Here is a 4,536-nt window from a genome sequence, read left to right on the forward strand (position 1 = left end):
CGGCGCCAATCCGCGCCCACAGGACAAGGAGGCCGCCAAACGCGCCGAGGCCAACCCCGCCCCGGCCTCCGTCGCCGCCGCGCCCAGGAAGCCCGGCAAGCTGACCTTCAAGGACAGCCATCGCCTCAAGGAGCTGGAAGGCCTGCTCGAAAGCCTGCCCGGCCAGATCGCCAAACACGACGCCGCCCTGGAGGATCCCGAACTTTACAGCCGCGATCCAAAGGCCTTCGACCGCGCCATGACCGCAGCCGCCCGGGCGCGCGAGCAGCTCGAGAACGCCGAACTGGAATGGCTCGAGTTGGAAGAGAAGAAGGCCGCGCTCGGCGCCTGATTTCGGCGTCCGAACGCCGCATCGCCAAGCCCGGCCGTTCGGCCTAGCCTTCTGCCATGCCCGCTGCCGTCCGCCGTCTTGAGCTGACCCCGTCCGAACGCCGCGCGGCCGCCCGGACCAACGCTGCGCTCGGCGTCATGCCTCGCCTCAAGACCGACGGCTGGCGACTGCAGGCCGGCCAGTGGGCCAGCGGCGCCTTCGGGGGAGCGGCCCAGGCGGTCACTGCGGCCTGGCTCCGCCGTCGCGGCGTCCGCGTCGAGACCCTGTGTATTTCCTCTCCCGACGGCGACGTCACCCTGCGCATCCTGCATCCGCCCGGCCCGCCGCGCGGCGTGGTCCTCGACATGCACGGGGGCGGCTGGGTTGTCGGCAGCGCGGGTCTCAACGATCATCTCAACGCCGACCTCGCCGCCGAAGCCGGCCTGGCCGTCGTCTCTGTCGACTATCGCCTGCTCAGCGAAACCCGAGGCGTCCTGCTCCAGCACGCCATCGCCGACTGCGCCGCCGCGGGGCGCTGGCTGATCGACCACGCCGCCGCCCGTTTCGGCACCACCGATGTCTTCATCTGCGGCCAGTCCGCCGGCGCCCACCTGGCCGCCCTGACCACCATGGCCCTGCGCGACGAGGGCCGCCTCGGCGCGGTGCGCGGCTGCGTTCTCGTCTATGGCGTCTACGATCTCAGCGGCACGCCGTCCGTCCGCGCCGCGGGCCGGGACGCCCTGATCCTCAACGGCCCGACCCTGGCCGCCGATCTCGGGCGCCTGCTGCCTGATCGCGACGAGGCCGGGCGCCGTCGTGCCGACGTCTCCCCGCTGCACGCCTCCATGCGCGGTCTCCCGCCCGCTCTCTTCATCGCCGGTGATCTGGATCCCCTGCGCGACGACAGCCTGCTGATGGCCGACGCCTGGTCCGCCGCCGCGCGCTCGGAGTTGATCGAGATTCCGCTCGCCCCACACGGTTTCATCCATTTCAGCGGCCCGGTCGCCCGGCGAGCGCTCAAGGAAATCAGCGGCTGGCTGGACCGCACCGTCTCTAGGTGAGCGAATTTCCGGGCGTTTCGGATCAGAATTGACCCTGTTTCGCGCCCCTGTGAATAACACTGCAATAGCTTCACAATTCGAAGAAATTCGTTGCTGTACGAAAGTCGATACAGGGTTCGGACAAGTTTTATCCCGAAAATCGTCCACAACCGGATGATTCGAGGTGCTTGCTGGATCCCGGATTTGGAGCGAGCTTGATCAGGCCGAGGGACACGGCGGCGCGGAAATCCGGGGAGACCCGGGGCTCAAGGCGAACCGGCCCGGCTCTCTGACCCGACGCTGCGGGCGGTCTTCGGACCGTAACGGGCGGGAGGCAGGATCAAGGCTCCAAGGGAATGTCGAAGGCTTCGGCCAGAGACGGAACCGGAAGGGAACCGGATCAGGATCGAAGGACGGCGCAGGCCAGACCTGTGGAACGCCGGAGACCAGGAGCGCGAGAAGATACAGCTGACCATCGCCGGGGTTCGCTCCGCTGATGCTGAAGCCAGGGTCTGAAACCTCAAAGGCCAAGTCCAACCCGGACTTGGCGAGGGGACGAGGAGCACCGGTTCGCCGAGGCCCTTCGTCCCCTCGCTCAATTCCGGCGTCTGACGCCGTTCTCCTTCGCCCTTTCGCCGCCATCGCCTTGGCCGTACATAAGGCCATGACCTCGCGTGGGAATCGCCGTTTCGCACCCGACCGCCGCACCCTGCTCGCCGGAGCCGGGGCTCTGGCCGCCACGACCGTGCTGGCGGGCTGCAACCGTTCCGAGGTCGAACCCGACGCCGATGGCCGCATTCGCCTGCGCTTCGCGACCGACTGGCGCGCCCAGGCCGAGCACGGCGGCTTCTATCAGGCGCTCGCCTCGGGGGCCTATGCAAAGCGCGGCCTGAACGTCCAGATCATCCAGGGCGGCCCGGGCGTGAACGTGCCTCAGCTGCTTGCGGCCGGCGCCGTCGAACTGGGCATGGGCTCCAACAGCTTCATCCCCATGAGCTTGGTCGCCGAGGGCGCCCCGGTGAAGGCCGTCGCCGCCTTCTTCCAGAAGGATCCGCAGGTCCTCATCGCCCACCCGGATCCCGCGTTGAGGAGCATCGCAGACCTCGCCGGACGCCCCTTCCTTCTGGCCGACGCCTCGATCAACGCCTTTTGGGTCTGGCTGAAGGCCAGGTACGGCTTCACCGACGACCAGGTCCGCAAATACACCTTCAACCCCGCGCCCTTCCTCGCCGACCCGCGCGCCGTGCAGCAGGGCTATCTGACGTCCGAGCCCTACACGATCGAGAAGGAGGCGGGCTTCGAGCCGCGCGTCTTCCTGCTCGCCGACGAAGGCTACCCCTCCTACGCCACCATGGTGCTGGCCCCGAACGCCTTCGCCCGCGACAACGGCGACGCCCTGCGCGGCTTCATCGCCGCTTCGGCCGAAGGCTGGCGCGACTACATCCAGGGCGACGGCAAGGCCGCCGACGCCCTGATCCGGAAAGACAATCCGGAGATGACCCAGGACATTCTCGATCAGGCCCGCGCCAAGCTGAAGGCCAACGGCATCGTCGATGGCGGAGACGCCGCCCTCTATGGCCTCGGAACCATGACCAACGAGCGCTGGCAGGCCTTCTTCGACGTCACCAGCCAGGCCGGCGTCTATCCGACCAACCTGGATTGGCGGCAGGCCTTCACCACCCAATACCTGCCCGGGCGTGGCCGTGGCTGATGTCGTCGCGGCGCTGACCGGCGCCGTCGTCCGCTATGCGGACCGGGCCGCCATCGGCCCCCTGAACCTGTCTGTCGCCCCGGGTGAGATCGTCGCCGTCGTCGGCGCCTCCGGTGCGGGCAAGTCGACGGCCCTGCGCCTGCTCGCCGGACTGGAGCGCCCGTCCGAGGGCCAGGCGATCACCACCGCCCCGGGCCGCACCGCCTTCGTCTTCCAATCTCCCACCCTGATGCCCTGGGCGGACGCCCAGACCAATGTCGCCCTGCCGCTCGAGCTGTCCGGAACGCCGAAGGACGAGGCCCGCGCCCTGGCCGCCGCCGCCCTCGCCTCCGTCGGCCTCGGTGAACGCCTGACCGCCCGCCCGCGCCAGCTCTCGGGCGGCATGGCCATGCGCGCCTCCCTGGCCCGGGCGTTGGTCACCCAGCCCGACCTGCTCCTGCTGGATGAGCCCTTCGCCGCGCTCGACAGCGTCACCCGCCGCCATCTGATCGAGGACCTGCACAGTCTCTGGGCCGGACGGTCGCCACGCCCCGCCATCGTCTTCGTCACCCATGACATCGAGGAAGCCGTCTATCTGGCCGGACGCACCGTCGTGCTCGACGCCGTCAGCGGACAGGTGGCCATGGCCCGCCCGACGCCAGGCGATATCCCGCGCCAGGCGGGCTGGCGCGCCGATCCCGATTACCGCGAGACGGTCGAGACCCTGGCCGCCGCCCTCGCCCACGCCATGCCGGACCGCGTCGCGTGAGCCGCCTTGTCGCCCCGCTGGCGCTGATCGCCCTGCTGCTCGCGGTCTGGGAGATCGCCTGCCGCCTGTGGCAGGTCCCCGTCTACTTCCTGCCGCCGCCCAGCGCGGTCGTCGTCTCCCTCGTCGAACGCGCGCCCATCCTCGCCGGGTCCGCCCTCCAGACCTTCCGCATGGCGCTGCAGGCCTTGGCCGTCGCGGCCCTGCTCGGCGGCGGCCTGGCTCTGGCGGTGTCGATCAGCCGCACGGCCGAGCACGCCGTCCGTCCGCTCGCCGTGGCCCTGCAGGTGACCCCGATCGTCGCCATCGCGCCCCTCGTCCTGATCTGGGCCGGGCTCGACCACGCCGACCGCGCGGTCGTCGCCCTGGCCGCCGCCGTCGCCTTCTTCCCGATCTTCTCGGGCGTCCTGACGGGGCTGAAGTCCGCCGACCCGGACCTCGAACGCCTGTTCGACCTCTACGGCGCCTCACGCGTCCAGCGCCTCATTCGCCTGCGCATCCCCGCCGCCCTGCCTTTCGCGCTGGAGGGCCTTCGCGTCGCCTCGGGTCTGGCGGTCATCGGGGCGGTGGTCGCAGAGTTCGTCTCCGGCTCCGGCGCGACCCAGGGCCTGGCCTGGCGGCTGCTCGAATCCGGCAGCCGCCTGCGCACCGCCGACATGTTGGCGGCCCTGATCTGCCTGATGGCCATGGGGCTGGCGCTCAGCGGTGTGGTCGGTCTCGTTGAGCGCCG

The 4,536-nt window shown here is 70.1% G+C and carries 5 protein-coding genes; all 5 read left to right on the forward strand.

Annotation, left to right across the window (positions count from 1 at the left end; genetic code table 11):
• Window positions 1-331 (forward strand): ABC transporter C-terminal domain-containing protein (locus tag Q0C81_RS08200; RefSeq protein ID WP_291836256.1); only part of this gene is annotated, 331 nt, incomplete at its 5' end.
• A 56-nt stretch (window positions 332-387) separates the two neighbouring features.
• Entirely contained in the window at window positions 388-1,371 is a 984-nt protein-coding gene (locus Q0C81_RS08205; RefSeq protein WP_291836259.1) for an alpha/beta hydrolase, read from the forward strand.
• 643 nt (window positions 1,372-2,014) lie between these two features.
• A complete protein-coding gene (locus Q0C81_RS08210) occupies window positions 2,015-3,061 on the forward strand; it encodes an ABC transporter substrate-binding protein (protein ID WP_291836261.1) in 1,047 nt (348 codons plus the stop codon).
• Window positions 3,054-3,809: an ABC transporter ATP-binding protein gene (locus tag Q0C81_RS08215; protein WP_291836264.1), complete on the forward strand. Its 756-nt coding sequence runs from the start codon at window positions 3,054-3,056 to the stop codon at window positions 3,807-3,809. Before Q0C81_RS08210 ends, Q0C81_RS08215 begins: the two co-directional genes overlap by 8 nt.
• Window positions 3,806-4,536: ABC transporter permease (locus Q0C81_RS08220; RefSeq protein WP_291836267.1), on the forward strand; the 731-nt coding region annotated here is incomplete at its 3' end. The genes Q0C81_RS08215 and Q0C81_RS08220, both read left to right, overlap by 4 nt.

Origin of the sequence: Brevundimonas sp., assembly GCF_023259385.1 — a bacterium.
Classification (GTDB): domain Bacteria; phylum Pseudomonadota; class Alphaproteobacteria; order Caulobacterales; family Caulobacteraceae; genus Brevundimonas.

Coding starts and splice junctions, on each gene's coding strand:
- Q0C81_RS08205 (WP_291836259.1), top strand. CDS start 388: ATGCCCGCTGCCGTCCGCCGTCTTGAGCTGACCCCGTCCGAACGCCGC.
- Q0C81_RS08210 (WP_291836261.1), top strand. CDS start 2,015: ATGACCTCGCGTGGGAATCGCCGTTTCGCACCCGACCGCCGCACCCTG.